Below are 21,417 nucleotides of genomic sequence, written 5' to 3' on the forward strand. Positions count from 1 at the left end.
CGGACTAGCGCGATGGCTGCTGCGATACCACCGGTGGCGTCCGATTGCAGACCGTGACGTGGGGCGGTTGATCGCCGCTGAGACAATCACGCAGATTCACCAGCGATCGCGTGGCAGTCTGGTCAATCGTCGGTTCACCGTCACCGAGCCCGACCAACTATGGTGTACCGATACTACCGAACGCGCCGAGGTGGCACCTTGCACTGCTGCGTGATCCTCGACAGGTTTTCCGGATGGTTGCGGCCCACACCTTTTCGACCACCGCGCTGATGCAGCCCTTGTCTGCAACCGGGCCAACATGGTCGTCGACAGCTGAAAATGCAGCGGCTCAACGCTTCTGCGTGAAGGTCTTGGTACGCGGTTCACGTTCCGTGGCCTCGGGAAATGTGGCGGTGGTGACTTCTGGGCTCGAATCGCACCGTGGCCAACTTCGTAGACAACGTCACCACGGAGTCATCCTGGTCGTGATTGTAGTTCGAGCTGCTCAACATACTTGTATTGGACAACCATCCTTGAGCCCGCCACCACCATGGGTCGATTGCATCGACACTTCTACAACGCCGGGCGTCACCATAGCTGTCTCGGTCATCTCAGCGCCGTAGCGTTCGACGAACGCTCTGGGATCGGCCAATTCGATCCCTCAGCACGAATAACCACGGCTGGAAGCGGTCGGAACAGTCCAACAGGGCCACCGAGCGGTATTCGGTACCAGCGCACTGGCACGAGGCTGTCGTATTCTCGGAGTCAACTCAACGAGCAGTCCAATCGAGTGGGCCAGCCGGCCCTTCAGGCAGTCGTGGTGGGACGCAGTGGGGGATTGGCGGCTCAGCGGACCTGGCCGCGGCCCCGCTCCATGACTCCGCTGCGGCTGGCGGCGATGTCGTCGCCGCTGGTGCTCTTCATCCACTCGCGCGCGGCTGCCGCCTCCTGCCATAACGCGGCAGCGTGCTGCGCCTCGTCGATCTGGTGGTAGGACCCCAGCAACGCCCGGACCGCCTTCTGGTTGTTGCCGACGATCGAGGTCGCGATGCCGCGCGCGGCGGTCAGCAGTTCGGCGTGCGGGACCACCTGGGTGACCAGCCCGCAGCGCAGGGCTTCCTCGGCGGACAGGTAGTCGCCGGTCATGCTCATCCGCCGCGCCATCCCGACCCCGACCTTCTGCGGCAGGCGCACCGAGAGTCCCCAGGTCGGCAGCAGCCCGACCCGGGCGTGGGTGTCGGCGAAGCGGGCCTGCTCGGAGGCGATCAGGATGTCGCAGTACAACGCGATCTCCAGACCGCCGGTGACCGCGGCGCCGTTGATGGCGCCGATCACCGGCTTGGTCATCGGCGGCCACTTCGGCGAGATGTCGGGCAGTTCGGTGGTGTCTCCGAGCTCCTTGAGGTCCAGTCCGGCGCAGAACACCGGGTCGGCGCCGGTGAGGATGACGACGTCGACGTCGTCGTCGGCCTGCGCCTCGCGCAGCGCGGCGAACAACCGGGTCCGCAACGCCACCGACAACGCGTTGCGCGAGCCGGGCCGGTTCAGGGTCAGGGTGCGGATCCGGTCCGCGGTGTCGACCAGCAGAACGTCAGGGGTGGCGGCATCGCTCATCTGCTCACCGTATCGACACCCGTCAAGCGCCTATCGTGGAGGTCATGTGCCGAAACATCACCGAACTGCGCGGCCTGGAACCGGAGGCCACCGCCGAGGAGATCGCGGCCGCCGCGCGCCAGTACGTTCGCAAGGTCAGCGGGCTGACACGGCCATCCGGGGGCAACGTCGATGCGTTCGAGATCGCGGTCGCCGAGATCACCGCATCCACCGAGCGGCTGCTGTCCGGGCTGGCGCCGCGCCGGCAACCACCTAGGACGGTGCCGCCGCTGCGCCGGCCCGAGGTGCGGGCCCGGCTGGGGCTGAGCTGAGTTGACGCACACCCTGACCCAGCCGGCGCTCAAGGAGTGGAGCGCGGCGATCCACGCGCTGCTCGACGGCAGGCAGACGGTGTTGCTGCGCAAGGGCGGTATCCACGAGAAACGGTTCGAGGTCGCGTCTTCGCGGTTCCTGCTGTTCCCGACGGTGGCGCACAGCCACGCCGAGCGGGTCCGGCCCGAGCACCGTGACCTCCTCGCCGATGCCGCCGCCGACAGCACCGAGACCGAGGTGGTGCTGCGGGCCGGGGCGCGGGTGGTCGACGCCATCGAGGTGGCCCGGCCGCAGAATCTGGAAAAGCTTGCGCCGCTGCATATCTGGACCGATGAGTCGGTGCGCGCCGACCGGCTGGACTTTCGCCCGCGGCACCTGCTGACGGTGTTGGTGGTCTCCGCGGCGGCGCTGAGCGAGCCGGTGCGGCTGCGACGTACTCCGGACTACCGGGGCTGCTCGAGCTGGGTGCAGCTCCCGGTGCATCCACAGTGGGCCGATCCGGTGCACGACGACGCCGCCCTGGAGCGCATCGCCGAACAGGTCCGCCGCTCAGTGTCCTGACGGGGGCTGGTCGTCGGCAGGCAGGATCAGCCTCGAGTCGCCGTCGAGGTGCACGGTGTGGCGTGCGGTCGCCAGCGAGGTGCCGGTGCCGGTCGGTTCGCCGGTGCCCAGGTTGCGGACGAATCGCGGGTGTGACCCGCCGGCCACCAGCACCCGCAGCCGGCTGCCGGCCGGGAACGTGTGCGCGATCGCGTCGAGATCGATGCGCACCACACCCGAATCGGGCGCGCAGGCCTGGTAGCCGTCGCTGATGTTGCGTGAGCGGCCGTCGGCGTCGACCTGGCTGACCCGGACGAACAGGTCGTTGTGCGGGTTGGCGCACGAGTGCGACAACTCGAGCACCGGCGTACCGACGACATACAGGTCGGCCGGCAACGGATCGCCGGTGAAGGTCGCGACATCGGCCCGGCGGGCCAGCGCGGTGTCGTCGCGGTAGCCGCCGACCGGCGAGAGCAGCCGTCCGCCGAGGGTCGGGGTCGGGTCGGCGGGGTTGTAGACGAACACCTTCTCGCCGGCGGGCTGCGGCGGCGCGTCGGTCAGCTCGGCGCCCGGGTGCAGGTAGCGCACCTGCTCGGGCATCGGCGGCGGCCAGTCGTCCAGATCGAGCCAGCCCCGCCCGCTCAGGTGCACCCGCACCGGCGTCCGTCGCTGCGGGGGCTCGCCGCCCAGGTGGGTGCCGAGCCAGTCCAGGGATTCCCCGATCACCGTGGACGCCCCCTTGGTCATCATCTGGCCGTGCGTCCACGGGCCGACGGTGAGGCCCACCGGGACGCCTCTGCTGCGCAGCCGGGCGAACTGGGCCAGGGTCTGCTCGAGGAACAGGTCCTGCCAGCCGGACAGCAGAAGCACCGGAACATCGTGGTCCTCCAACGCATCCCGAAGGTGCAGGCGGTTCCAGAACGGGTCCTCCGGGTGCGGATGGTCCAGCCAGGACTCGAACCACAGCGCGCCGTCGCCGAGCATCTCGCGGCTCGCCTCGGCCAGCGGCAGCCCGTAGGACGCCCGGGTGACCCGACGCTGCGCGCGCGCCTGCTTGAGCAGCGTCAGCAGCCGGTTGGGATCCTCCTGGTGGGCGACCAGGTCGCTCCAACCGAGGAAGTCGTTGAGCCCGAACGACCCGGTGCCCCAGCGCGGCCCGCTGACATCATGGGGCCCGACGGTGATCACCGCTGCCTTCATCTCCGGTGGCGGTTCGGTCAGCAACGCCCACTGGGTGAAGCCCAGATAGGACAGCCCGACCGTGCCGAAGGTCCCGGTGAACCACGGTTGCTCACGCAGCCAGGCGACCGTGTCGGCGCCGTCCTCGATCTCGTAGATCATCGGGGAGAACTCGCCGCCGGAGCCGAACGTGCCCCGCACACTCTGGACCAGCACGTGGTATCCGCGGGCGGCATACACCGAACCGAACGCGGCGGCGAACGGGAAACCGCGCCCATAGGGTCCGCGAACCAGCAGGGTGCCGGCGGCCGGGCCGGAGCGGGGCTGGTAGTGGTCGGCGACGAGGTCGACCCCGTCGCGCATCGGCACCCGTAGCCCTCGGTGCACCGTTACCCCGGTCGTCGGCGGCGGCACCCCCAGCAGGCCACTGAGTATCCGTCCGGCGACACCCGGCCGGGACGGCGATGCGGGGGTCACGGCGTTCCGAACAGCGCTCATTGTCGCCAGGCTACTCATCGGGCGAACGGCGGCTCGTCGTCGTCGAGCGCCTGCACCACTTTTCCCATCAGCCAGCTGATCGCGCGGGTGGCGTCGGGTCCGTCGAGGCCCCACGCCCCGGCCAACCGCTCATAGGCGGGCACGTGCCACAACACGTCGAGCAGGCCCGCGGCCATCCGCTGTTCGGTCTCGGGCCAGTGCGGCGCCGCGCTGCGAACCGACCGGCGCAGCGCCGCCCGCCGGCGCGCCTCGACGGAGGCGAAGGTGGGGTCGTGGGTGTGTTCGACGGATTGCCGCACCGAAAAGCGTTGCAGGGCCTCGAACACGCGGCCGGTCACCTGGTCGAGGTTGCCCAGGTCGACGTCCTCGTAGGTGATGCCGGCGTCGTGTTCGAGGCGCTGCATCACCGCGTCGTGCAGCACCCGCTCGGAGGGGAAGTGGCGGTAGACGGTCCGCTCGCCGACCCCGGCCCGGACGGCGACCGCCCGGAAGGTCAGTTCCCGCCAGTCCCAGTTGTCGAATTCATGGACCAGCTCGCTGGCGGCGTCGACGATGCGCTCGCGGGTCCGGGCGGCCTTCTCGCGGCGGGCGCGGTTGTCGTAGCTGCGCTTGGCGGGGATTGACGTCTCGGCCATAATCGTGACAGTTTACTGTCACGAAAGTGGCGGGAGGTGCACCGTGGTTGGGTCGGGCCGCGCGGGCGAGTTGATGGCGGCCGCGGTCGCGCAGACGGGGCTCGACGACTTCGGCCCCGACTCGTTCCGGGAGGGCCTGGACATCCTGGTACGCGCGCTCGGGGACGAGGCCCGGCTCAACGCCCGCGGTGAGGCCTACATCTACGAGCGCATCACCGGCCACCTGTGCCAGCGGTTGCAGGTCGAGGACTGGTTCGCTCGCCATCCCGAGATCGAGGACGAGCAGATCACCGCGCCGCTGTTCGGGCTCGGGCTGCCCCGCACCGGATCCACGGCGCTGTCGTTCCTGCTGGCCCAGGACCCCGGCATCCGGTACCTGCGTAGCTGGGAGTCCGGGCAACCCTGCCCGCCGCCGTCGACGGTGCCCGGGGTGGACCCCCGGATTCCTCCCGATCAGCGGCCGGTCATCGTCGGCAGCAGACACCACGTCCCCAACGACGTGCAGGGGCCGATGGAGTGCCTGGACCTGATGGCGCTGGACTTCACCTCGCAGATCTTCCAGGCCTTCGCCCAGGTGCCGTCCTACTCGCAATGGCTGCTCGAACGTGCCGACTTCGAGCCCACCTACCGCTACCAGCGCCGGGTGCTCAAGTTGTTGCAGTGGGGTGCGCCCACCAAGCCGTGGCGGCTCAAATCGCCCGCCCACATGCTCTCGCTGGAGCACCTCGACCGGGTCTTCCCGGATGCGCGCTTCGTGATGACCCACCGCGACCCGACCGACGTGATGCTCTCGGTGTGCGACGTCTACGCCGACATCGTCGGAGGGTTCAGCGATGACGTCGACCTGCACTACCTCGGCGAACTCAACGTGACCCAGTGGTCGGCCGGGGTCCAGCGCACGCTGGCCTTCCGCGCCCGCGACGGCGACCGGCGCTTCCACGACATCGACTTCCGGGCCATGCAGCAGGACCCGGTCGGGCAGGTGCGGCGGCTGTACGGGTGGCTCGGCGAACCCGTGACCGAGGAGTTCGAGTGCCGGATGCGGGCCTGGTGGAGGGCCAACGCCGACAACCGCGAACCGCGCCCCAAGGCCGAACCGCAGGCGTTCGGCCTGGATCTCGACGCGGTCAGGCCCAGGTTCGCCCGCTATGTGACCACCTATCTGAGGAGCCCGGATGCGCACTGACCTGACCGGCGGAATCGACCTGACCCGCGAAGACGTCTTCGCCGAGCGCCCCGACGACCCGGAGATGCGCGACTCGGTGAGCTTCTGGGTGTTCGACGACGACGGAACGCTCGGTCTGCCGCGCATCGGGATCGAAGCGCTGGCCGCGAACTGGGACGCCCACCAGATGCAGATCAACGTCGCGTTCGGCGACGGCCGGGTCTTCCGCCTGCGCGAGGACGCCGCCGCCCGCTCGCCGTTCGACGCCGATGGCCGCCCCCGGGTGCTGGGCGCGGGTCCGCTGGCGTTCACCTGCGTCGAGCCGTTCGAGATGTGGCGCGTCGCCTTCGACGGGCGGGCGACCCAGACGTCGTCGACCGATCTGATCGCCGGCCGCAAGGACGGCCCGACGGTGGATCTGCGTTTCGAGGTGGAGGCCACGATGGCGGTGCCGCCCTGGGTACAGGGGGCGTTGCAGGCCGACGCCGACACCCAGTTGCGCACCTCGTTGGTGGGTGACCTGATGGGCGGTCCCCGCTACGAGCAACTGTTCCGGGCGGCCGGATCGGTGGAGGTGGACGGGCACCGTCACGACTTCACCGGGAGCGGTTTGCGGATCCGGCGCCAGGGAGTGCGCAAGCTGGAGGGTTTCTGGGGGCATTGCTGGCAGTCGGCGCTGTTCGCCAGCGGCCGGGCGTTCGGCTACATCGCCTACCCGCCGCGCCCCAACGGTGAGCCGGCGTTCAACGAGGGCTACCTCTACGACGGCGCCGGCGAGCTGATCCCGGCCCGGGTTGTCAGCGCCCCGTGGCTGACCAGGTTGCGGCCGGTGGGCGAGGACGTCTCCCTGGTCCTGGAGACCGGCCGCGGGACGGTGAACATCGCGGGGGAGACCGTGGTGTCGACCCACGACATCACCGACCCCAGCGAGGTGCCCGCCGACGTGCTGGCCAAGATGGCCAACTGGTCCTTCCCGGCGTTGCAGCAGGCCGGGGTGCGCTACCGCTGGGACGGCGAGGAGGCGATCGGCATGCTGGAGCGGTCCAGCCCGATGGACCGGATCACCCGGGACTGAATCAGTAGATGTAGTGCGGGCTCAGTTCGTGGGCGCGCTGCAGATTGGTCTGCATGCAGTCCGGGTCCGGTTCGGAGTAGATCGGCGAGTAGAACAGCGACTGCTGGATGACCCCGTAGCTGGTCTTGAACGCCACCATGCAGGTGATCCACCACCGGTTGTTCCAGTCGGTGGGTTTCATCACCCAGTACTGCGCCGCGCGGTGGCCGTTGATGTCGAGTTCGACGGCGTCGGCCGGCAGCGTCTCCTCGTAGCTGCGCCACACGAACGGCTGGACGGCCATCTGGTAGTTCCCGGCGTCGTATTTGCAGCGCAGGCTGTTCTCAGGGGTGGGCGGGGTGTGCGCCAGGCCGATGCCCTGCACGACGTCGAGCGGGATGTCGCGGCACGGATCGAACGGGTCGGGGTCGACGACGTCGACCACCGGATACTTGATCGTCGTGGACACGTTGGGCACGTTCGGCAGCGGGGCCCCGGTCGAGCGCAGGTCGACCCGATCGGCGCCCACCGGGCCGGGCGGCGTCGTCTGCCACACCACCACCACCGCCGCGACCAGCGCGCACAGCGCCGAGAACAGTCGCAGCTTGGCGACCATCGCACCCCCTCGAGGTTGTTGCTCGGATCGTCCGGCCCTGCGGGGAGTGTAGCGGCCGGGGCGGGCCGCCGGACGCGATACCTAGAACACGTTCTAGTTGCCGGGTGAGCGACGGTTCAGCGCACCAGTAGGCTGGTCTGTTGTGACCAGTGACGACCGACGTCCGACGCTGTGGGCGGTCAGCGACCTCCACACCGGACACACCGGCAACAAGCCCGTGGCCGAGTCGCTGCACCCAGCCTCACCCGACGACTGGCTGATCGTGGCCGGCGACGTCGCCGAACGCACCGACGAGATCCGCTGGGCACTGGACCTGCTGCGCAAGCGGTTCGCCAAGGTGATCTGGGTGCCCGGCAACCACGAGCTGTGGACGACCAACCGCGACCCGATGCAGATCTTCGGCAAGTCGCGCTACGACTACCTCGTCAACATGTGCGACGAGATGGGTGTGCTGACCCCCGAACACCCCTATCCGGTGTGGACCGAGGAGGGTGGGCCCGCGACCATCGTGCCGATGTTCCTGCTCTACGACTACTCGTTCCTGCCCCACGGCGCCGGAACGAAGGCCGAGGGGCTGGCGATCGCCAAGGAGCGCAACATCGTCGGCACCGACGAGTATCTGCTCTCGGCCGAGCCCTACTCGACCCGCGACGCGTGGTGCCGGGAGCGGCTGGCCTACACCCGCAAGCGGCTCGAGGATCTGGACTGGATGATGCCGACGGTGCAGATCAACCATTTCCCGATGGTGCGCGAACCCTGCGACGCGATGTTCTACCCGGAGTTCGCGCTGTGGTGCGGCACCACCGCGACCGCGGACTGGCACACCCGGTACAACGCCGTGTGCTCGGTGTACGGGCACCTGCACATTCCGCGCACCACCTGGTATGACGGTGTGCGCTTCGAAGAGGTGTCGGTCGGCTATCCCCGGGAGTGGCGCCGCCGCCGTCCCTACCGCTGGCTGCGGCAGATCCTGCCGGACCCGAAGTACGCGCCCGGCTATCTCAACGAGTTCGGCGGCCATTTCGAGATCACCCAGGAGATGCGCGAGCACGCCGCCAAGGTGCAGCAGCGGATCACGAGCAGGCGGGCATGACCGCAGCGGCCCTGCTTGCCGGGGTGCTGCAAGGCTCGACCGGCGCGCTGGCCGCCGCCGAGCTCTACGCCGACCCCGCCGACCTGGCGCCGCTGCCCGAAGAAGAGCCGTTGATCGCGAAGTCGGTGGCCAAGCGGCGCAACGAGTTCGTCACGGTGCGCCACTGCGCGCGGTTGGCGCTGGCCGACCTCGGTGTCGCGCCGGTGCCGATCCTCAAGGGCGAGAAGGGCGAGCCGTGCTGGCCCGACGGCGTCGTCGGCAGCCTGACCCACTGCAGCGGCTTCCGGGGGGCCGCGGTGGGCCGCAGCGCGCATGTCCGGTCGGTCGGCATCGACGCCGAACCCCACGATGTGCTGCCCGACGGTGTGCTGGAGGCCATCAGCCTGCCGGTCGAGCGGCACGAACTCGGTCGCCTGCCCGCGGCCGTGCACTGGGACCGGGTGCTGTTCTGCGCCAAGGAGGCCACCTACAAGGCGTGGTATCCGCTCACCCGGCGCTGGCTGGGATTCGAGGACGCGCACATCCGGTTCGGCGTCGACGGCTCGGGCCAGGCCGGGACGTTCACCTCGGAGATCCTGATCGACCCGGCCGCGCTGTCGGGTCCGCCGCTGGCGGCGCTGTCGGGGCGCTGGTCGGTGCGCGACGGCATCGCGCTGACGGCGATCGTGCTGTGAGCGGTGCGCCGGACCCGGGCCTGGTGATCGTCGACAAGCCGGTCGGGATGACCAGCCACGACGTGGTCGGCCGGTGTCGGCGGCTGTTCGGCACCCGCAAGGTGGGGCACGCGGGAACGCTCGACCCGATGGCCACCGGGGTGCTCGTCGTCGGAATCGAACGTGCCACAAAGATCCTCGGCCTGCTCACCGCCACCGACAAGGCGTATGCGGCGACGATCCGGCTCGGTCGGACCACGACCACCGAGGACGCCGAAGGTGAAGTGGTGCACAGCGTTTCGGCTGCGGCGGTGACCGCGGAGCAGATCGAGGCGGCCATCGCCCCGCTGCGCGGCGACATCGACCAGGTGCCCTCGGCCGTCAGCGCGATCAAGGTCGACGGCAAGCGGGCCTACCAGCTGGTCCGTGACGGCCAGGCCCCCGAACTGGCGGCGCGCCGGGTGCGCATCGACCGGTTCGATGTGCTCGCGGTGCGTCACGCCGGCGAGGTGGTCGATGTCGCCGTCGAGGTCGACTGTTCCAGCGGCACCTACATCCGGGCGCTGGCGCGCGACGTCGGTGCCGCGCTCGGCGTCGGTGGCCACCTGACCGCGCTGCGGCGCACCCGGGTCGGTGGGTTCGGCCTGGACCAGGCCCGCACCCTCGAACAGTTGGCCGATTCCGCCGACCTGTCCTACACCCTCGACGAGGCGTGCCTGCGGGCCTTTCCGCGGCGGGAGCTGACCGAAGCCGAGGCTGTCGACGCAAGCCACGGCAGGCCGTTGAGCCCGCTCGGTGCCGACGGCGTCTACGCGGCGACCGCCCCGGACGGCCGCGTCATGGCGCTGCTGGAAGACGCGGGATCGCGGACGAAGTCGGTCGTGGTGATCCGTCCCGCCACGCTCTAGCGTGCGCGTCGCCGAGCGTCCGGGTTCTGATGGATTTCGCGAGATTCTCGTCAGAAAGCGGACATTCGGCGCAACGCGGGGTGCGGTGTGACGCTAGGCGTAGAGCCGCTCGAATTCCCTGATGGACTTGTCGATATCACCCTTGACCGCGCGCACCGCCGCCGAACCGATGGGACCGAACAACGGCGCCCCGCCCAGGTCCATCCGCACCGTGAACGTGCAGCCCGCAGCGCTGGAGGCGACCTTCATCGACAGCTTGTAGCGGGTGCCTCCGACACCCTCACCGCTGATCACCAGCGTTGCGGGAGGGTCGTATTCGCGTACCGTCCAGGTGACCCGGTTGCGCATGCCCTTGGCCCCGGCGACACCTACCACGGTCGCTCCCACCTCGAGCTGTTCGGGCAGCTCCGAGCGCCACCCCTGGTGCATGGTCATCCAATCGCCGAGGGTGGACAGGTCCGACGCGTGTGCCCAGGCCTGCTCGGCCGGCAGTGACAGTGATCGGGACAACTCCAGCTTGGCCATGTTGCGGATGCTAGGCGACCACCCAGATCGCCTCGGCGGCCGGGCTTCCCAGATCCACCGTCGTCTCGGCGGGTTCGGCTGATCCGGACCCCGGGTGGGCCGGCTGGCGCACCGCCACCGAGATCATGCCCGCGAAGTCCCGGCGGGCGACCACCCGCAGCCGCGCGTCCAGGGCGATTCCGACGGTGTCGAAGTAGCGCAGCATCTCCGGGTCGGCGTCGGAGATGCGGGCGACGGTGCCGGCGTCGCCGTTCTGGCAGACCGACAGCTGGCGGGCCGGCGGGGTGGGCACCTGACCGTCGGCGGCCGGGATGGGATCGCCGTGCGGATCGCGGGTCGGGTAGCCCAGCTTGGCGTCGATTCGCATCAGCATCCGGTCGGAGACCGCGTGCTCGAGCACCTCGGCCTCGTCGTGTACCTCGTCCCAGCTGTAGCCCAACTCCCGCACCAGGAACGTCTCCATCAGCCGGTGCCGGCGCACCATCGCCAGCGCGGCGCGCCGACCGGTGTCGGTGAGCGTGACGGCACCGTACTTCTCGTGATCGACCAGGCCCTGGTCGGCGAGCTTGCGGATCGATTCGGAGGCGGTGCTGGCCGACACGCCGATGCGCTCGGCCAGCAGCTTCGTGCTCACCTTGTCGTGTGACCACTCCTGAGCGGTCCAGATGACCTTCAGATAGTCCTGCGCGACCGTCGACAGATCGGCGGCTGCTGCGGGGCTGTCCTCAGGACTCACAACTGCAAAGTTTAGGCAATCATCACCTGATCCGGGTGGTGCTGCTGGGCTGGCGTTGACGTCGGGTCGTAGGCTACGGCTGTGCAGCGCTGGCGAGGCCAGGGGGAGATCCCGACGGACTGGGGCCGATGTGTCGTCACCATCGGCGTGTTCGACGGCGTCCACCGCGGGCATCAGGAGCTGATCAGTCGCGCGGTGAAGGCCGCCCGGTCGCGCGGGGTGCCGTCGGTGCTGATGACCTTCGACCCGCACCCGATGGAGGTGGTCTTCCCCGGCAGCCACCCGGCGCAGCTGACCACGCTGACGCGGCGCGCCGAGCTGGTCGAGGAGATGGGCATCGACGTCTTCCTGGTCATGCCGTTCACCACGGATTTCATGAAGCTGACCCCGGAGCGCTACGTGCACGAGTTGCTCGTCGAGCGGCTGCACGTGGTGGAGGTGGTGGTCGGCGAGAACTTCACCTTCGGCAAGAAAGCCGCGGGCAACGTCGAGTTGCTGCGCAGAGCCGGTGAGCGCTTCGGGTTCGCCGTCGACTCACTGAACCTGGTCGCCGAGCACCACCGCGACGAGACGGTGACGTTCTCCTCGACCTACATCCGGTCCTGCGTCGACGCCGGCGACATGGTGGCCGCGGCCGAGGCGCTGGGCCGTCCGCACCGGGTCGAGGGCGTGGTGGTCCGCGGTGACGGCCGTGGCAAGGTGCTCGGGTATCCGACGGCCAACGTGGCGCCGCCGATGTACTCGGCGATCCCGGCCGACGGGGTGTACGCCGCATGGTTCACCCTGCTCGGGCACGGTCCGGTGGTCGGCAGCGTCATTCCCGGGGAGCGCTATCAGGCCGCGGTGTCGGTGGGCACCAATCCGACGTTCTCCGGCCGCACCCGCACCGTCGAGGCGTTCGTCCTGGACACCACCGCCGACCTCTACGGCCAGCACGTCGCCGTGGACTTCGTCGCCCGGCTGCGCGGCCAGGAGAAGTTCGATTCGGTGAACGATCTGGTGGCCGCGATGGGCGCCGACACCGAGCGGGCCCGCACCATCCTGTCCGCCCACTGAGCAGCCGGGTGGTGCGTGATTCGGTGGTTGCCGTCGGCGCTGCTAGACTGCCTGCCGACCCGGCGCGCGCTGCAGTTCGCGGTGGCCGCGCCATCCGGAGCAGATCCGGATTCTCACGCTCGCGGACCGAATTGATGGAGTTGTTTCGTGGCGCTCACTGCCGAACAGAAAAAAGACATCCTGGGCTCGTACGGCCTGCATGACACCGACACCGGCTCGCCGGAGGCGCAGGTCGCCCTGCTGACCAAGCGGATCATCGACCTGACCGAACACCTCAAGGTGCACAAGCACGACCACCACTCGCGCCGCGGGCTGCTGCTGCTGGTCGGCCGCCGCCGTCGGCTGCTGAAGTACGTCGCCCAGGTCGACGTCGAGCGGTACCGCTCGCTGATCGACCGCCTCGGTCTGCGCCGCTGATTCCAGCCAGCACCGGCGCCGGGCACCAGTCATGCGAACCCTGGTCGTGGTGGCGTCCGTCGCGACGATGACCGTGGTGACCGGCTGCGCGTCCTCGACGACCCCGACCTCCGACCTGGTGGTGGGGGACTGCCTGAAGATCGGCGGGCCGCCGGACCGCCCCGAAGCGACCGAAGTCGACTGCGGATCCCCGGAGTCGAACTTCAAAGTCGTGGCGGTGCACTCCGGTTCGGTCGACAGCCCGGACGAGTGCCCGTCGGACGTGGATTCGTACTACTCGATGCGCGGGTCGTTCTCCGATTCGCGCACCACGGTGTGCCTCGACATCGACTGGGTGGTCGGTCAGTGCATGAGCATCGACCCGGACAGCGACCGTGCACCGGTGCGGGTGGATTGCGGTGATGCCGGGTCCCCCGGGCGCCAGCGCGCGACCCAGATTCTGGCTGATGTGGCCAACGCCGACCAGTGCGGCAGCGGCGTGGGCTACCCGTACGAGGAACGCAACTTCACGGTGTGTGTGGAGGATGTGCGCTGACACCGGGGATTAGGGGTTTGCGGTGTACCGCGATGTACCATGGGTGCGTTCGGCTGCCGTAGGCGCGAACAACCGGGTGCGGTCCCCGCAGATCCGCAGGATCGTTCCCGCGTGACACGACAGAACCGCCGATCGCGCGGTCTTCGGTAGTGGCTGCCGGAGGGAACCTTCCGGCCGCTTCGATCGACGGCCGTCGACGCATCGGGGCTTGGGCTGTTTCCGGGCTGACCGGAGACGGGAACTCACGCGTGCTCACGCGAAACAGTTGAATGATCGACCCCAGAGAGGCCGTACGGACGTCTATGTCTGTCGTAGAAATTGATGAAGGCGTGTTCGAATCAACCGCCGTGATCGACAACGGGAGCTACGGTTCCCGCACCATCCGCTTCGAGACCGGACGGCTTGCCCAGCAGGCCGCCGGCGCTGTCGTCGCCTACCTCGACGACGAAACGATGCTGCTGAGCGCCACCACCGCCAGCAAGAACCCCAAGGACCATTTCGACTTCTTCCCGCTCACCATCGACGTCGAGGAGCGGATGTACGCAGCGGGCCGGATCCCCGGCTCCTTCTTCCGGCGCGAGGGCCGGCCGTCCACCGACGCCATCCTGACCTGCCGCCTGATCGACCGGCCGCTGCGGCCGTCGTTCGTGTCCGGCCTGCGCAACGAGATCCAGGTCGTGGTGACCGTGCTGAGCCTGGATCCCAAGGATCTCTACGACGTGCTGGCGATCAACGCCGCGTCGGCGTCCACCCAGATCTCCGGCCTGCCGTTCTCCGGACCGGTCGGTGGGGTGCGGGTGGCCCTGATCGACGGCCAGTGGGTGGCGTTCCCGACCGTCGAGCAGCTCGAGCGGGCGGTGTTCGACATGGTCGTCGCCGGACGTAAAGTAGGCGACGCCGGACAAGACGATGTCGCGATCATGATGGTCGAGGCCGAGGCCACCGAGAACGTGATCGACCTGGTCTCAGGCGGCGCGGGCGCGCCGACCGAGGCCGTGGTGGCCGAGGGCCTGGAAGCGGCCAAGCCGTTCATCTCGGTGCTCTGCGATGCGCAGGCCGAACTGGCCGGCGCGGCCGGCAAGGAGACCGCCGAGTATCCGCTGTTCCCGGAGTACGGCGAGGACGTCTACTACTCCGTCGCCTCGGTGGCCACCGACGTGCTGTCCGAAGCGCTGACGATCGCGGGCAAGAACGAGCGCAACGATCGCACCGACGAGATCAAGGTCGAGGTGCTCGACCGGCTGGCCGAGCAGTACGCCGGCCGGGAGAAGGAGATCGGCGCAGCGTTCCGGTCACTGACCAAAAAGCTTGTCCGGCAGCGTATCCTGACCGACCACTTCCGCATCGACGGGCGCGGTGTCACCGACATCCGCGCGTTGAGCGCAGAAGTGGCTGTGATCCCGCGGGCGCACGGCAGCGCGCTGTTCGAGCGCGGCGAGACCCAGATCATGGGCGTCACCACGCTGGACATGATCAAGATGGCCCAGCAGATCGACTCGCTGGGGCCCGAGACCAGCAAGCGTTACATGCACCACTACAACTTCCCGCCGTTCTCCACCGGTGAGACCGGCCGGGTCGGCTCGCCCAAGCGCCGCGAGATCGGCCACGGCGCGCTGGCCGAGCGTGCGCTGATGCCGGTGCTGCCCAGCGTCGAAGAGTTCCCCTACGCCATCCGGCAGGTCTCCGAGGCGCTCGGTTCCAACGGTTCGACCTCGATGGGCTCTGTCTGCGCGTCGACCCTGTCGCTGCTCAACGCCGGTGTGCCGCTGAAGGCGCCGGTCGCGGGCATCGCGATGGGCCTGGTGTCCGACGACGTCGACATCGATGGCAAGACCGAGCGCCGCTTCGTCACGCTGACCGACATCCTCGGCGCCGAGGATGCGTTCGGCGACATGGACTTCAAGTGCGCCGGCACCAAGGACTTCGTCACCGCACTGCAGCTCGACACCAAGCTCGACGGCATCCCGTCGCAGGTGCTGGCCAGTGCGCTGGCGCAGGCCAAGGACGCCCGGATCACCATCCTCGAGGTGATGGCCGAGGCCATTGACGCGCCCGACGAGATGAGCCCCTACGCCCCGCGGATCACCACGATCAAGGTGCCGGTCGACAAGATCGGCGAGGTCATCGGGCCCAAGGGCAAGATGATCAACTCGATCACCGAGGAGACCGGGGCCCAGATCTCGATCGAGGACGACGGCACCGTGTTCGTCGGCGCCGCCGACGGGCTCTCCGCGCAGGCCGCGATCGACAAGATCAACGCCATCGCCAACCCGCAGCTGCCCAAGGTCGGTGAGCGGTTCCTCGGCACGGTGGTGAAGACCACTGATTTCGGAGCCTTCGTTTCCCTGTTGCCGGGCCGCGACGGGCTGGTGCACATCTCCAAGCTGGGCCGCGGCAAGCGGATCGCCAAGGTGGAGGATGTAGCCAAGGTCGGCGACAAGATGCGCGTCGAGATCGCCGACATCGACAACCGGGGCAAGATCTCGCTGGTTCTCGTCGACGAGGATTCGGACAAGACGGACAGCCCTGCTGACGTTCCCGTTGATGCCGCGACCGCCAGCAGCTGAGTCGGGATCGCTGCGCCGCGGGCGGCGCAGTCAGGACACCACCCACGCGGTGCGCCGCACGGAGTTGCCCGGTGGCCTTCGGGTGGTCACCGAGCACATTCCGTCGGTGCATTCGGCCTCGGTCGGGGTGTGGGTCGGTGTCGGATCCAGGGACGAGGGCCGCACCGTCGCCGGTGCGGCCCACTTCCTGGAACACCTGCTGTTCAAGGCGACCCCGACGCGTAGCGCGGTGCAGATCGCGCAGGCCGTCGACGCCGTCGGCGGGGAACTGAACGCGTTCACCGCCCGTGAGCACACCTGCTACTACGCGCACGTGCTCGACTCCGATCTCGAGCTCGCCGTCGACCTGGTCGCCGACGTGGTGCTGAAGGGGCGGTGTGAGGCGCACGATGTCGAGGTCGAGCGCGATGTGGTGCTCGAGGAGATCGCCATGCGCGACGACGACCCGGAGGACACCCTCGGCGACGTGTTCCTCACCGCGATGTTCGGCGAGCACCCGGTGGGCCGGCCGGTGATCGGCAGTGTGGAATCCGTCGCGTCGATGAGCCGAGACCAGCTGCACTCCTTTCACCTGCGCCGCTACACACCCGACCGAATGGTCGTCGCGGTGGCGGGCAACATCGACCACGACGAGGTCGTGGCGCTGGTCCGGGAGCACTTCGGCCCGCGGCTGGTCCGTGGCCGGAACCCGGTGCCGCCCCGCAAGGGTGCCGGGCGGGTGCCCGGACGTCCGTCGCTGCAGCTGGTTCGCCGCGACGCCGAACAGACCCACCTGTCGTTGGGTGTGCGCACCCCGGGACGGCACTGGGACCACCGCTGGGCCTTGTCGGTGCTCAACACCGCTCTCGGCGGCGGCCTGAGTTCGCGGCTGTTCCAGCAGGTTCGCGAGAACCGTGGGCTGGCCTACTCGGTGTACTCGACGGTGGACACGTTCGCCGACAGCGGTGCGCTGTCCATCTACGCCGGGTGCCAGCCCGAGCGGTTCGACGAAGTGGTGCGGGTGACCACCGACGTACTGGCCGACGTCGCGCGCGACGGCATCACCGCGCAGGAGTGCCGCATCGCCAAGGGCTCGCTGCGCGGTGGGCTGGTGCTCGGACTGGAGGATTCCGGCTCGCGGATGCACCGCATGGGGCGCAGCGAGCTCAACTACGGCACCCACCGCAGCATCGCCGAAACCCTCTCCAAGATCGAGGCGGTGACCCTCGAGGAGGTCAACGCCGTTGCACGGCAACTGCTCACACGCTCGTTCGGAGCTGCGGTGCTCGGCCCGGTGCGGACCAAGCGGTCGCTGCCCCGGCCGTTGCAGACCATCCCGAGCTAGGGTGGCCGGCGAGCTACCCGACCGGTAGTGACTCGTCGCGGTGCAGGACGAAGAAGTACGGCTCGGTGACGCCGCGCAGATCCATTGCGCCCAGCAGTGTGTCGTCGTCGATGCGGCGGAACACGTCGTTGACGGGCAGCTGGTCGTAGATCATCGTCGCGGTGTCCACGCCCCGGTAGCGGGTGGTGCGCAGTCGGGCCTTGGGGCCCCGCGCCGCCAGCACGGGCCGCAGGGTGGCGATGGCGCCGGCGAAGTTCCTGCTCTTCAGAGCCGGGACTCTGGTCACCAGACCGAGCCCGCCGAACGCCAGCGCGGGGTTCAGTGCCCACAGTGCGTGGCCGTCGGCGGTGCGGAACAGCAGGGGATCCACGGTCTCGGCGTCGCCGAACCGCTTGCCCCACCACCCACTGGCGGCCAGCATGCCGTCGAGCGGATGTGCGGTCGGCAGCTCCGCACCGTGCCAGGTCCCGATCATGTCGTCGGGCTCGACCGCGGGCAACGAGTCGAACAGTGCCAGAGCCGCATCGGTGGTGGTCGGGGCGTCGGGAAGGACATCGGTGAGCGCGAGCATGACACCGAGGATACTTGACACGCGTCAAGTGGGGCACACTGTTCCCATGCGCTCCGATGCCCCCTGCCCCTGCGGAAGTGGCGCGGTGTTCGGCGACTGTTGTCGACCACTGCATCTCGGCGAACGACAGGCGCAGACCGCCGCGGAACTGATGCGCTCGCGCTACAGCGGCTACGTCGCCGGTGACACCGACTACGTCTGGCGCACCTGGCATCCGCGCACCCGACCCGACGAGGTCTCCGCGGGTGCGGTGACCTGGCAGCGGCTGGAGATCCTCGACCAGGCAGGGGGAGGCCCCGACGACGACACCGGCGAAGTGGAGTTCCGTGCCCGGCACCGCGCCGGGGTGCTGCACGAGCGCTCCCGGTTCGCCCGGCGTGCCGGGCGCTGGTTCTACCTCGACGGTGACATCTACGACTAGCGGCACCCGCCCCGCGGTCAGGCCAGCGCGCCCGCCGGATCGGTGAAGGGCAGGTCCAGATCGGCGGCGACCTGTTCGGACAGCAGGGCGCCCTCGTGGGTGGACAGCCCCTTGGCCAGCGCGCCATCCGCACGGCAGGCGTCCTGCCAGCCCTTCTCGGCCAGTTTGAGTACATACGGCATCGTCGCGTTGGTCAGGGCGTAGGTCGAGGTGCGCGGCACCGATCCCGGCATGTTGGCCACGCAGTAGAACACCGTGTCGTGCACCGCGAAGGTCGGATCGTCGTGGGTGGTGGGCCGGGAGTCCTCGAAGCAGCCGCCCTGGTCGATCGCGATATCGACCAGCACGGCGCCCGACTTCATCTGCGCAACAGTCGAATTCGTGACCAACTTGGGCGCCTTGGCGCCCGGCACCAGCACGGCGCCGATGACCAGGTCGGCTTCCTTGACCGCGTCCTCGAGGTCGAGCGCCGACGAATAGCGGGTCTCCATGGCGCCGTTGAACTCGTTGTCGATCTTGCGCAGTGTGTTGACGTTGACGTCGAACACGGTGACATGGGCACCCATGCCCCGGGCGATGCGGGCGGCGTTGTAGCCGGCCACGCCGCCGCCGATGACGACGACCTCGGCAGGCGCGACGCCGGGCACCCCGCCCATCAGTACGCCGCGTCCGCCCTGGGTGCGCATCAGGTGGTAGCTGCCGACCTGCGCCGACAGCCGTCCGGCGACCTCGCTCATCGGGGCCAGCAGCGGCAATGACCCGTCGGCGGTCTGTACCGTCTCGTAGGCGATCGACGTGGTGCCCGAGGCCATCAGCGCATCGGTGCAGGGCCGCGACGCGGCCAGGTGCAGGTAGGTGAACAGGGTCTGACCCTTGCGCATGCGGGCGTACTCGGGCTCGATCGGTTCCTTGACCTTGAGCAGCAGATCGGCGTCAGCCCAGACCTGATCGGCACCGTTGATCATCTGGGCGCCGGCCCGCTTGAAGTCGGCGTCGGAGATCGAGGATCCCTCGCCCGCACCGGACTCGATGAGGACCTCGTGCCCGCGGCGCGTCAGCTCGGCCACGCCGGACGGGGTGATGGCGACACGGAACTCGTTGTTCTTGATCTCGGTCGGAATGCCAACGCGCATGATCGCTCCTGGTGGTCGGTAGGAAGTCGCGAAAGGAAGTTGGTTAAATTGTGAATAACCATCGGAATATGCGCAATATCAATGATGATCATTCGATAAAGTGGCTAATCCATGGAAGAAAACGCTGAAACGGGCCGGAGGTCGCCGGGCCCGCCGAAGGATGTTCGGGCCGCCTCCATCGATGATGTCGACCGGCGCATCCTGACCGCGCTGCACTCCGACGCGCGCATGCCCAACAGCGCGCTGGCCGAGCTCGTCGGCATCGCCGCGTCGACCTGCCACGGCCGGGTGCGCCGCCTGCAGGAGATCGGGGTGATCCGCGGTTTCTACGCCGACATCGACCCGGCGGCGATCGGGCTGAACCTGCAGGCGATGATCTCGGTCAGTCTGCAGTTCAACGCCCGCGGGAAGATCCGCAACTTCATCGGCCAGATCCGGCGCAAACCCCAGGTGATGGAGGTGTACTTCCTGGCCGGGTCCGACGACTTCATCCTGCACGTCGCGGCTCGCGACACCGACGACCTTCGCGCCTTCGTCGTCGAGAACCTCAATGCCGACTCCGACGTGGCAGGGACCCAGACCTCGCTGATTTTCGAGCATCTGCGCGGCGCCTCCCCGCTGTCGTGAACGGTCAGGCGCCGGTGGCGAAGCCGCGTAGCCAGGCGAACCAGTCGGCCATCCCCTCGCCGGTGCGCGCGCTGACCGGCAGCACCGTCGCCGTCGGGTTGACCTGCCGGATCCGCTCGGTATAGGTGGCCAGGTCGGCGTCCAGGTAGGGGGCCAGGTCGATCTTGTTGAGCAGCACCACGTCGACCGCGCGGAACATCACCGGGTACTTCAGTGGTTTGTCCTCGCCCTCGGTGATTGAGTACACCATCGCCTTGGCATGCTCGCCGACGTCGAACTCGGCCGGGCAGACCAGATTCCCGACGTTCTCGATGATCACCAGGTCCAGTGCGGGCAGGTCCAGTGCGGCCAGGGCGCGGTTGACCATCGGGGCATCGAGGTGACACTCACCGCCGAAGCCGTTGTCGGTGTTCAGCAGTGAGATCTGCGCGCCGCGGCCGGTGAGTCGCGCCGCGTCCAGGTCGGTGGCGATGTCGCCTTCGACCACCCCGACGGCGAAGTCGCCGGCCAGTTCGTCGAGGGTGGCGGCCAGCACCGTGGTCTTGCCCGAGCCCGGCGAACTCATCAAGTTCAGTGCGCGAATTCCGTTGGCCTCGAAAGCGTCACGATTCACCGAGGCGCGCACGTCGTTCTCGGAGAAGATGGCCTCGAGCACCTCCACCCGTTCGGTGGCGGTGCGATAGCCGCTGTGGTCGCCATGGTCATGATCGCCGTGCTCGTGCTCGTGCTCGTGGACCGTGCCGTCGTCGTGGCGGTGGAACCTACCCACGGCCGGCCCCGTGTTCGACGGCTTCGTCGTGGTTTCGGACGTCGATCGAGGTCACCAGGAACTCCTCACCACGCAGTACGGTCACCGCGCCGCTGTTGCACGCCGGGCAGCAGACCGAGAACCGGGAGGTGATCTCGGACTGCGCTGCACAGGCGCTGCATTCGACGACGGCGGGCACCGCCTCGATCTGCAGCTCGGCGTCGCCGAGGCCCTCGTGTTCGCGCACGATGGTCCAGCAGAACTCCAGCGAGTCGGTGACCACCTGGCGCAGCGCGCCGACCCGAACCCGCACGACGTCGACCGGACGCCCGGCCGCATGCGAGCTCACCACCCCGGCGATCGCGTGACACAGCGACAACTCGTGCACACCCGAGAGCGTAGTCCCGCGCGATCCGGCCGCGCAGGGTCAACGGACGATCGAGGGTCAACGCAAATGCGCAAACCTCTGTGCCAGATTGCGATTGTTGGCCCGATGCAAGAGCGCTAGCCT

At 68.7% G+C, this 21,417-nt stretch carries 24 protein-coding genes; 14 read left to right on the forward strand and 10 right to left on the reverse strand.

What is annotated here, in order from left to right:
* Positions 1–825 precede the first annotated feature (825 nt).
* Entirely contained in the window at positions 826–1,593 is a 768-nt protein-coding gene (locus tag ACXAID_RS07950) for an enoyl-CoA hydratase (RefSeq protein WP_475021653.1), read from the reverse strand.
* A 44-nt stretch (positions 1,594–1,637) separates the two neighbouring features.
* Here ACXAID_RS07950 and ACXAID_RS07955 point away from each other — a divergent pair, with 44 nt between their 5' ends.
* Complete coding sequence (locus tag ACXAID_RS07955) at positions 1,638–1,904, forward strand: DUF2277 domain-containing protein (protein ID WP_475021654.1); 267 nt, start codon at positions 1,638–1,640, stop codon at positions 1,902–1,904.
* Position 1,905: 1 nt separating this feature from the next.
* Positions 1,906–2,466: a DUF1802 family protein gene (locus ACXAID_RS07960; RefSeq protein WP_475021655.1), complete on the forward strand. Its 561-nt coding sequence runs from the start codon at positions 1,906–1,908 to the stop codon at positions 2,464–2,466.
* Here ACXAID_RS07960 and ACXAID_RS07965 read toward each other — a convergent pair.
* Both ACXAID_RS07965 and ACXAID_RS07970 read right to left on the reverse strand, forming a co-directional pair.
* Positions 2,455–4,122 carry a CocE/NonD family hydrolase gene (locus ACXAID_RS07965; RefSeq protein WP_475021656.1) on the reverse strand — a complete coding sequence of 556 codons (1,668 nt, stop codon included), beginning with the start codon at positions 4,120–4,122 and terminating at the stop codon, positions 2,455–2,457. The two genes, ACXAID_RS07960 and ACXAID_RS07965, sit on opposite strands and share 12 nt — an antisense overlap.
* Before the next feature lie 14 nt (positions 4,123–4,136).
* Positions 4,137–4,757, reverse strand: a complete 621-nt coding sequence (locus ACXAID_RS07970) for a TetR/AcrR family transcriptional regulator (RefSeq protein WP_475021657.1) — start codon at positions 4,755–4,757, stop codon at positions 4,137–4,139.
* A gap of 73 nt (positions 4,758–4,830) precedes the next feature.
* Here ACXAID_RS07970 and ACXAID_RS07975 point away from each other — a divergent pair, with 73 nt between their 5' ends.
* A complete protein-coding gene (locus ACXAID_RS07975; RefSeq protein WP_475021686.1) occupies positions 4,831–5,943 on the forward strand; it encodes a sulfotransferase family protein in 1,113 nt (370 codons plus the stop codon).
* Positions 5,933–6,997, forward strand: a complete 1,065-nt coding sequence (locus tag ACXAID_RS07980; protein ID WP_475021658.1) for a hypothetical protein — start codon at positions 5,933–5,935, stop codon at positions 6,995–6,997. The genes ACXAID_RS07975 and ACXAID_RS07980 overlap by 11 nt, the downstream gene beginning before the upstream one ends.
* Position 6,998: 1 nt before the next feature.
* Here ACXAID_RS07980 and ACXAID_RS07985 read toward each other — a convergent pair whose 3' ends face one another.
* Entirely contained in the window at positions 6,999–7,592 is a 594-nt protein-coding gene (locus tag ACXAID_RS07985) for a DUF3558 domain-containing protein (protein WP_475021659.1), read from the reverse strand.
* Positions 7,593–7,734: 142 nt separating this feature from the next.
* Between ACXAID_RS07985 and ACXAID_RS07990 the strand changes: the two genes are divergently transcribed.
* From ACXAID_RS07990 to truB, 3 genes are read left to right on the forward strand one after another with little or no spacing between them, the layout of a single operon-like run.
* Complete coding sequence (locus tag ACXAID_RS07990) at positions 7,735–8,685, forward strand: metallophosphoesterase family protein (RefSeq protein WP_475021660.1); 951 nt, start codon at positions 7,735–7,737, stop codon at positions 8,683–8,685.
* Positions 8,682–9,359, forward strand: coding sequence for a 4'-phosphopantetheinyl transferase PptT (pptT, locus tag ACXAID_RS07995; protein ID WP_475021661.1), 678 nt, complete (start codon positions 8,682–8,684; stop codon positions 9,357–9,359). The genes ACXAID_RS07990 and pptT overlap by 4 nt, the downstream gene beginning before the upstream one ends.
* On the forward strand, positions 9,356–10,246 hold the full coding sequence (gene truB / locus ACXAID_RS08000; protein WP_475021662.1) for a tRNA pseudouridine(55) synthase TruB: 891 nt from the start codon (positions 9,356–9,358) through the stop codon (positions 10,244–10,246). The genes pptT and truB overlap by 4 nt, the downstream gene beginning before the upstream one ends.
* Positions 10,247–10,339: 93 nt before the next feature.
* Here truB and ACXAID_RS08005 read toward each other — a convergent pair whose 3' ends face one another.
* Both ACXAID_RS08005 and mntR read right to left on the reverse strand, forming a co-directional pair.
* The gene (locus ACXAID_RS08005; RefSeq protein ID WP_475021663.1) at positions 10,340–10,771 is read right to left on the reverse strand and encodes a type II toxin-antitoxin system Rv0910 family toxin; all 432 of its coding nucleotides are present in this window, start codon (positions 10,769–10,771) and stop codon (positions 10,340–10,342) included.
* Between the two features lie 10 nt (positions 10,772–10,781).
* Positions 10,782–11,507, reverse strand: coding sequence for a manganese-binding transcriptional regulator MntR (gene mntR, locus ACXAID_RS08010; protein WP_475021664.1), 726 nt, complete (start codon positions 11,505–11,507; stop codon positions 10,782–10,784).
* An 81-nt stretch (positions 11,508–11,588) separates the two neighbouring features.
* Between mntR and ACXAID_RS08015 the strand changes: the two genes are divergently transcribed.
* From ACXAID_RS08015 to ACXAID_RS08035, 5 genes are all read left to right on the forward strand, one after another.
* Positions 11,589–12,563, forward strand: coding sequence for a bifunctional riboflavin kinase/FAD synthetase (locus ACXAID_RS08015; RefSeq protein WP_475021665.1), 975 nt, complete (start codon positions 11,589–11,591; stop codon positions 12,561–12,563).
* Positions 12,564–12,710: 147 nt separating this feature from the next.
* Positions 12,711–12,980 (forward strand): 30S ribosomal protein S15, encoded by a 270-nt coding sequence (gene rpsO, locus ACXAID_RS08020; protein ID WP_475021666.1) that lies wholly within the window; start codon positions 12,711–12,713, stop codon positions 12,978–12,980.
* Between the two features lie 31 nt (positions 12,981–13,011).
* Positions 13,012–13,515, forward strand: coding sequence for an LppU family putative lipoprotein (gene lppU, locus ACXAID_RS08025; protein WP_475021667.1), 504 nt, complete (start codon positions 13,012–13,014; stop codon positions 13,513–13,515).
* Positions 13,516–13,817: 302 nt separating this feature from the next.
* Positions 13,818–16,082, forward strand: a complete 2,265-nt coding sequence (locus tag ACXAID_RS08030; RefSeq protein WP_475021668.1) for a polyribonucleotide nucleotidyltransferase — start codon at positions 13,818–13,820, stop codon at positions 16,080–16,082.
* Complete coding sequence (locus ACXAID_RS08035; protein ID WP_475021669.1) at positions 16,060–17,406, forward strand: M16 family metallopeptidase; 1,347 nt, start codon at positions 16,060–16,062, stop codon at positions 17,404–17,406. Before ACXAID_RS08030 ends, ACXAID_RS08035 begins: the two co-directional genes overlap by 23 nt.
* Before the next feature lie 13 nt (positions 17,407–17,419).
* Here ACXAID_RS08035 and ACXAID_RS08040 read toward each other — a convergent pair whose 3' ends face one another.
* A complete protein-coding gene (locus tag ACXAID_RS08040; RefSeq protein ID WP_475021670.1) occupies positions 17,420–17,977 on the reverse strand; it encodes a DUF4334 domain-containing protein in 558 nt (185 codons plus the stop codon).
* A gap of 46 nt (positions 17,978–18,023) precedes the next feature.
* On the opposite strand from ACXAID_RS08040, the gene ACXAID_RS08045 reads away from it, so the two are divergent.
* Positions 18,024–18,398 carry a YchJ family protein gene (locus ACXAID_RS08045; RefSeq protein ID WP_475021671.1) on the forward strand — a complete coding sequence of 125 codons (375 nt, stop codon included), beginning with the start codon at positions 18,024–18,026 and terminating at the stop codon, positions 18,396–18,398.
* Between the two features lie 17 nt (positions 18,399–18,415).
* On the opposite strand, the gene ald is transcribed toward ACXAID_RS08045, so the two are convergent.
* Complete coding sequence (gene ald / locus ACXAID_RS08050; RefSeq protein ID WP_475021672.1) at positions 18,416–19,531, reverse strand: alanine dehydrogenase; 1,116 nt, start codon at positions 19,529–19,531, stop codon at positions 18,416–18,418.
* A 111-nt stretch (positions 19,532–19,642) separates the two neighbouring features.
* Here ald and aldR point away from each other — a divergent pair, with 111 nt between their 5' ends.
* Entirely contained in the window at positions 19,643–20,158 is a 516-nt protein-coding gene (gene aldR, locus ACXAID_RS08055) for an HTH-type transcriptional regulator AldR (RefSeq protein WP_475021673.1), read from the forward strand.
* A gap of 4 nt (positions 20,159–20,162) precedes the next feature.
* Here aldR and hypB read toward each other — a convergent pair whose 3' ends face one another.
* Both hypB and ACXAID_RS08065 read right to left on the reverse strand, forming a co-directional pair.
* On the reverse strand, positions 20,163–20,927 hold the full coding sequence (gene hypB / locus ACXAID_RS08060; RefSeq protein WP_475021674.1) for a hydrogenase nickel incorporation protein HypB: 765 nt from the start codon (positions 20,925–20,927) through the stop codon (positions 20,163–20,165).
* Entirely contained in the window at positions 20,920–21,294 is a 375-nt protein-coding gene (locus ACXAID_RS08065) for a hydrogenase maturation nickel metallochaperone HypA (protein WP_475021675.1), read from the reverse strand. Before ACXAID_RS08065 ends, hypB begins: the two co-directional genes overlap by 8 nt.
* Between the last annotated feature and the right edge of the window lie 123 nt (positions 21,295–21,417).

It is taken from the genome of Mycobacterium sp. ABE4_509 (genome assembly GCF_056160785.1).

What these genes read in the sequence shown, in the direction of transcription:
- ACXAID_RS07965 (WP_475021656.1), bottom strand. Translation starts at nt 4,122, where the DNA reads ATGAGCGCTGTTCGGAACGCCGTGACCCCCGCATCGCCGTCCCGGCCG.
- ACXAID_RS07950 (WP_475021653.1), bottom strand. Translation starts at nt 1,593, where the DNA reads ATGAGCGATGCCGCCACCCCTGACGTTCTGCTGGTCGACACCGCGGAC.
- ACXAID_RS07955 (WP_475021654.1), top strand. Translation starts at nt 1,638, where the DNA reads ATGTGCCGAAACATCACCGAACTGCGCGGCCTGGAACCGGAGGCCACC.
- ACXAID_RS08005 (WP_475021663.1), bottom strand. Translation starts at nt 10,771, where the DNA reads ATGGCCAAGCTGGAGTTGTCCCGATCACTGTCACTGCCGGCCGAGCAG.
- ACXAID_RS08040 (WP_475021670.1), bottom strand. Translation starts at nt 17,977, where the DNA reads ATGCTCGCGCTCACCGATGTCCTTCCCGACGCCCCGACCACCACCGAT.
- ACXAID_RS08035 (WP_475021669.1), top strand. Translation starts at nt 16,060, where the DNA reads ATGCCGCGACCGCCAGCAGCTGAGTCGGGATCGCTGCGCCGCGGGCGG.
- ACXAID_RS07975 (WP_475021686.1), top strand. Translation starts at nt 4,831, where the DNA reads ATGGCGGCCGCGGTCGCGCAGACGGGGCTCGACGACTTCGGCCCCGAC.
- lppU (WP_475021667.1), top strand. Translation starts at nt 13,012, where the DNA reads ATGCGAACCCTGGTCGTGGTGGCGTCCGTCGCGACGATGACCGTGGTG.
- ACXAID_RS07980 (WP_475021658.1), top strand. Translation starts at nt 5,933, where the DNA reads ATGCGCACTGACCTGACCGGCGGAATCGACCTGACCCGCGAAGACGTC.
- ACXAID_RS08030 (WP_475021668.1), top strand. Translation starts at nt 13,818, where the DNA reads ATGTCTGTCGTAGAAATTGATGAAGGCGTGTTCGAATCAACCGCCGTG.
- aldR (WP_475021673.1), top strand. Translation starts at nt 19,643, where the DNA reads ATGGAAGAAAACGCTGAAACGGGCCGGAGGTCGCCGGGCCCGCCGAAG.
- ACXAID_RS08045 (WP_475021671.1), top strand. Translation starts at nt 18,024, where the DNA reads ATGCGCTCCGATGCCCCCTGCCCCTGCGGAAGTGGCGCGGTGTTCGGC.
- ACXAID_RS07970 (WP_475021657.1), bottom strand. Translation starts at nt 4,757, where the DNA reads ATGGCCGAGACGTCAATCCCCGCCAAGCGCAGCTACGACAACCGCGCC.
- ald (WP_475021672.1), bottom strand. Translation starts at nt 19,531, where the DNA reads ATGCGCGTTGGCATTCCGACCGAGATCAAGAACAACGAGTTCCGTGTC.
- pptT (WP_475021661.1), top strand. Translation starts at nt 8,682, where the DNA reads ATGACCGCAGCGGCCCTGCTTGCCGGGGTGCTGCAAGGCTCGACCGGC.
- ACXAID_RS07985 (WP_475021659.1), bottom strand. Translation starts at nt 7,592, where the DNA reads ATGGTCGCCAAGCTGCGACTGTTCTCGGCGCTGTGCGCGCTGGTCGCG.